The organism is Promineifilum sp. (SeqCode), from assembly GCF_041918635.1.
Taxonomy (GTDB): domain Bacteria; phylum Chloroflexota; class Anaerolineae; order Promineifilales; family Promineifilaceae; genus Promineifilum.
The window spans coordinates 1-4,358 of sequence record NZ_JAYRVJ010000432.1 but is presented as its reverse complement, the minus strand read 5'-3'; the positions used below and the strand labels follow the sequence as shown (position 1 = coordinate 4,358).

The 4,358-nt window shown below is 66.1% G+C and carries 6 protein-coding genes; 2 read left to right on the top strand and 4 right to left on the bottom strand.

Translation table 11 applies throughout. From position 1 onward, the window contains the following. On the bottom strand, positions 1-680 hold a 680-nt coding region (locus ACE3UY_RS13440; RefSeq protein ID WP_374688019.1), incomplete at its 3' end, for an aminoglycoside 6-adenylyltransferase. A 77-nt stretch (positions 681-757) separates the two neighbouring features. On the opposite strand from ACE3UY_RS13440, the gene ACE3UY_RS13435 reads away from it, so the two are divergent. Further along, on the top strand, positions 758-1,264 hold the full coding sequence (locus tag ACE3UY_RS13435; RefSeq protein ID WP_374688018.1) for an aminoacyl-tRNA deacylase: 507 nt from the start codon (positions 758-760) through the stop codon (positions 1,262-1,264). Between the two features lie 77 nt (positions 1,265-1,341). Here the strand turns inward: ACE3UY_RS13435 and ACE3UY_RS13430 are convergent, their stop codons facing one another. Genes ACE3UY_RS13430 through ACE3UY_RS13420 form a run of 3 tightly spaced genes read right to left on the bottom strand, consistent with a single transcriptional unit; the run spans position 1,342 to position 3,382 of the window. Continuing rightward, positions 1,342-2,814: a hypothetical protein gene (locus tag ACE3UY_RS13430; RefSeq protein ID WP_374688017.1), complete on the bottom strand. Its 1,473-nt coding sequence runs from the start codon at positions 2,812-2,814 to the stop codon at positions 1,342-1,344. A gap of 21 nt (positions 2,815-2,835) precedes the next feature. Next, positions 2,836-3,144: a BrnA antitoxin family protein gene (locus ACE3UY_RS13425; RefSeq protein WP_374688016.1), complete on the bottom strand. Its 309-nt coding sequence runs from the start codon at positions 3,142-3,144 to the stop codon at positions 2,836-2,838. After that, positions 3,113-3,382 (bottom strand): BrnT family toxin, encoded by a 270-nt coding sequence (locus ACE3UY_RS13420; protein WP_374688020.1) that lies wholly within the window; start codon positions 3,380-3,382, stop codon positions 3,113-3,115. The genes ACE3UY_RS13425 and ACE3UY_RS13420 overlap by 32 nt, the downstream gene beginning before the upstream one ends. Before the next feature lie 178 nt (positions 3,383-3,560). Here ACE3UY_RS13420 and ACE3UY_RS13415 point away from each other — a divergent pair. Then, positions 3,561-4,358, top strand: a 798-nt coding sequence (locus ACE3UY_RS13415; protein WP_374688015.1) for a family 1 glycosylhydrolase, incomplete at its 3' end; no start/stop codon positions are given.

Sequence of the window (4,358 nt, the reverse complement as noted above, 5' to 3'; positions counted from 1 at the left end):
GCCCGCAGTAGCGCGTCTCGCTCCAGCGGGACAAAGGTTGTCGCCAATGGCGACAGTAGTTCGGCCGGCAGCGCCCGCTCCACCTTGAAGTACGCCTCCTCGCCCACGTCACTATCGGTGAAATCGTGCCGCAAGCGGGCCAAATTCACGCCGTAACGCCGCAGCACCTCCAGTTGTCCGGCCGCCCACCACAACTGGCCGCGCCCCAGCGCCGTGATGAAGTGGGATAGGTCATGCCAGAACCACACGACCAGTTGCCGCAGGGTTTCGGCCCGCTCGGCCGGCGCGGGGTGTGCGCGGGAAAACACCGTCCCGGCCAGGATGCCTGCCTTGTCTACCAGCACGCGGAATGGCCCGCCGTCCGTCTCATAAAAGCGGCTCTCCCGGCCGATCACTAACTCTCCCTCCGTCCCGTCGGCCAGGATAAAGAACAGCGTGTCCGGCAGGTCGAAATCTTCCAGGAATAGCGGCTCGCCCAGTTGGCGCACGAACGCCTCACGGCCGGCGACAAAGCCCTCGTAGGCCGCGTCGGTCGTGATCACACCCAGGTCGAGGTCGGAGTAGGGGTCGGCGGCACCGCGGGCATGGGAACCGTGGAGCGCGGCGGCCACGACGCGCTCGTCGGCGCGGCAGACGGCGACAAAGCGGTCAAGCGTCGTGTTGCTCGGCAAGTTATTCATTGTCGTTTTGTCCGCCCATTTAGCTAAGTTCGTCTACATTGTAGCGGCAAAGCGACCTATAATAAACAGTGACCGACATGGATCATACGCACCGCCCCGACACGAAAGCGACCCGCCTGCTCGACGCCCACGGCGCGTCCTACGTGGTGTTGCCCCACACCCGCCCCGTCTACACTGTTGCCGAGGCGGCCGAACAGCGCGGCGTCATCGCCGAGGAAATGGTGAAGTCCATCCTGCTGCGCGAATCGGGCAGCGCCGGGCGCTACGTCATGGCCTGCGTCCTCGGCCCCGACCGGCTGGATCACCGCGCCGTGCGCGCCCACCTGCCCGGCCCATGGGCACGGCTGACCTTCGCCGGCGACGAGGAGATACGGGCCGTCACCGGCTACCCCAAGGGTGCGGTCAACCCGCTGGCCCTGCCGTCCGACGTGCTGATTCTCTTCGACGAGGCCATCGTCCACTGCCGCCGCGTCAACATCAGCAGCGGCGACTTGCTGGCCGGGCTGGAGCTTGACCCGGCCGACTTGATCCGCGTGGCGGGGGCGTCACTGGCGCCGATTGCGGAGAGAGACAGGGGAACATAGATAAACTCAACACGGATAGCACACAGATGAGACGGATTTCACGGATTGAAACCAAGCTTCTATCCGTGGAATCCGTCTTATCCGTAGAAATCCGTGTTGAATTCTTGCGCCGCGCGGAGGCGGGCCAGCCAGTTAGCGAAGCCCTCGCTGAACGGCCGGTACGCGTCCCCCTCGGCCACGAGCAGGCCGCGATGGGCCAGCGTGCGCAGTTGCCGCCCGGCCACGCCCTCTTTCTCACGCAGCGCCGCCGCCGGGTAGTGGGCCTGGGCCGGCGGGGAGAGGTTGTCCCACAGTTCCTGCCAGAACGGGATCGCCGCCGCCTCGAATTGCGCCGTCACTTCAGCCCGCGAATACTGCCCGCGCGCCAGCCCGTCGAACAGATACAGCCCGGCCAATTGCAAGAAGAACGGGTGCGGGCCGGCCTGGGCCAACAGGTGGTCGGCCGCGCCCGCCGGCACGGCCAGCCCCGCCCGCTCAGCCGGCACGGTCAGCAGGTCGCGGGCCGCCGCCTCGTCCAGCAACCCCAGGTCGAACGGCCGGAATAGCTCATACATCCGGCTGTGAAAACCGCCCTGGGCCAGCAAGTCGGCCGGCGCGCTGTGACTGGCGACGGCCAGCCCGAGCGCTCCCTCACGCCCCAACTCATGCCAGGCGTCGTACAGGCCGTCGTCAAAGACTGCCGGCCGCCAGATCAATTGCTCGAACTCATCGAGGAAGAGCAGCGGGCGGAACCCGGCGGCGCGCAGCTTGCGGGCGGCGGTGACAAACTCGGCCAGCGTGCGCACCAGGGTTACGTTGCCCGGCTTCACGACGGCCCACCACTGCGTCCAGACGGTGTTCAGCAATCCCGGCAAAGTGCGAACGGCCGGATCGCGGGCGTCCACCAGGGCCGGTAGTGCGCGCTCCCCGGCGGCGTGGCGGGCGGCCCAGCGCAGCAGCGACGAACCGCCCAACGTGCGCTGGCCGACAATGGCGACGTGGCCGCCCTCGGCCAGGTGCGCTCGCAGCAGCTCGGCCTCGGCGGCGCGGCCGAAGAACATGGCATCGTCGGCAACGGGGCGGCCGGGGGTGTAGGGATTGGGCGGCGGTTCGGCGGTGGGGGGAGCCGGCGCGGACACCGGCGCTCCGGCGGGAGTGGATGGAGCAGTAATGGGAACCGTTGGCGTCTCATCCGCCGGTGGTTCGCCGTCCGGCGCGCCGGCCAGCGGGGCCGCGCCCTTGTACGCCGCCGGCCAGCGCCAGGTGACGCCTGAATCGAGCGAGCCGCCCGCGCCGGTGTTCATGCGATCCAGCCAGTCAAGGTGTGGATCGTCGGCGGCGAACACGCGGGCGACGGCCGGGCCCAGGTCAGGCCGCAGGGCCACCGTGGCCTCGGCCAGCCCGGCCATGCGCCCCTGCCGCTGCATATAGCCCACGAATTCGCGCGTGCGGTCGCGCTGGGTCGCGCCGGGGAAGGCGTTGTAGGACAGCGAAAACTGTCGGCACAGCGCGGCTAACTCCCGCTCGCTCAGCGCCGCGTCCAGGATGTCGAGAAACTGCATGGAGTCCATAGGTTGGGCTGTAGTATAATGCTATTCCGTCTGCCCGGTAGCGTTGTAATGAGCAAGTTCCTCCCGAACAATGCGTCGCAAGCGCGCATCAAGATCGTCCTGTTCCACAATTCGGCGCAGTGCTTCATTGATCAACGTCTGATAGCCTCGCTCGCCCGCTCGTGCCTTGAAATACTCGATTAGCCCCGTATCCAGCATGATGGTGACACGCTGCTTGCGGGGCGCGGGCCGCAGCCCCACGCGATACGTCGCCCGGTCGAGATCCGCTTGCGTAACGGCCGGATAGTCATCCGGATCATCAAAGGTTGGAGAAGAATAGGCCTTGCTCATCTTTTTCTGCCTCGCGCATTGAGATAATTCGAATCTCATCTTCGGTCTCAGTGTGAACAATGACAACTACTTTGTCACGCAATAGCCCTAGCGTTACCCAGCGAACTTCACCATAGTCAGCGCGGTCGTCCTCAAACGTGAACGTTGGCCCCGCAAACACCTGTTCCGCGTCTGCAAAGTCCAGACCGCGCTTCTCAAGCGTGATCTGTCGCTTGGTTTCGTGCCAGGAATAACGCATCCACCAAGTATGCATACTTTTATGCACACGTCAACTGTCCCTGCGGACTCTGTCTCCCCCGCTCCCCCGCTCCCCTGCCCACCTGCTCCCCCACCCCTCCTCCTACTTGCCCCCCACATCAAATCGCGTACGATCCCCCTATCGGATTGCCTACCAACCGATCACCCTAAGGAGTACCATGTCTAATTTCCTCTCTTTTCCGCCCGACTTCGTATGGGGCGCGGCGACCGCGTCTTATCAGATCGAGGGCGCCTGGAACGAAGACGGCAAGGGCGAGTCCATCTGGGATCGCTACACCCACACCTCCGGCCGCATTGTGGACGGCTCCACCGGCGACGTCGCCTGCGACCACTATCACCGTTGGCGGGAAGACGTGGCCCTGATGCAGTCCCTCGGCCTGCGCGCCTACCGCTTCTCCGTCGCCTGGCCCCGCATCCTGCCGCAGGGGCGCGGGCGCGTCAACCAGGCCGGGCTTGACTTCTACAGCCGCCTGGTCGATGGCCTACTCGAAGCGGGCATCATCCCGTTCGCCACGCTCTACCACTGGGACTTGCCGCAGGCATTACAGGACGAGGGCGGATGGCCGGCGCGTTCCACGGCCGAGGCGTTCGCCGAATACGCCGGGGTCGTTTCCGCCCATCTGGGCGACCGGGTGAAGCACTGGATCACCCATAACGAGCCGTGGTGCGTCAGCATCCTCAGCCACCAACTCGGCGAGCACGCGCCTGGCTGGCATGACGCGGCCGCAGCCGTGCGCGCTGCCCACCACGTACTGCTGTCCCACGGCTGGGCCGTGCCCGTCATCCGCGCCAACAGCCCCGGCAGCGAGGTCGGGGCCACGCTCAACTTCGAGATCATGGAGCCGGCGTCGAACAGCCCGGCTGACATGGCCCTGACCCGCATCAAGGATGGGACGTACAACCGCTGGTTCGTCAGCGCCCTCTATGGCCGCCAATACCCGGCCGACATCGTGGCT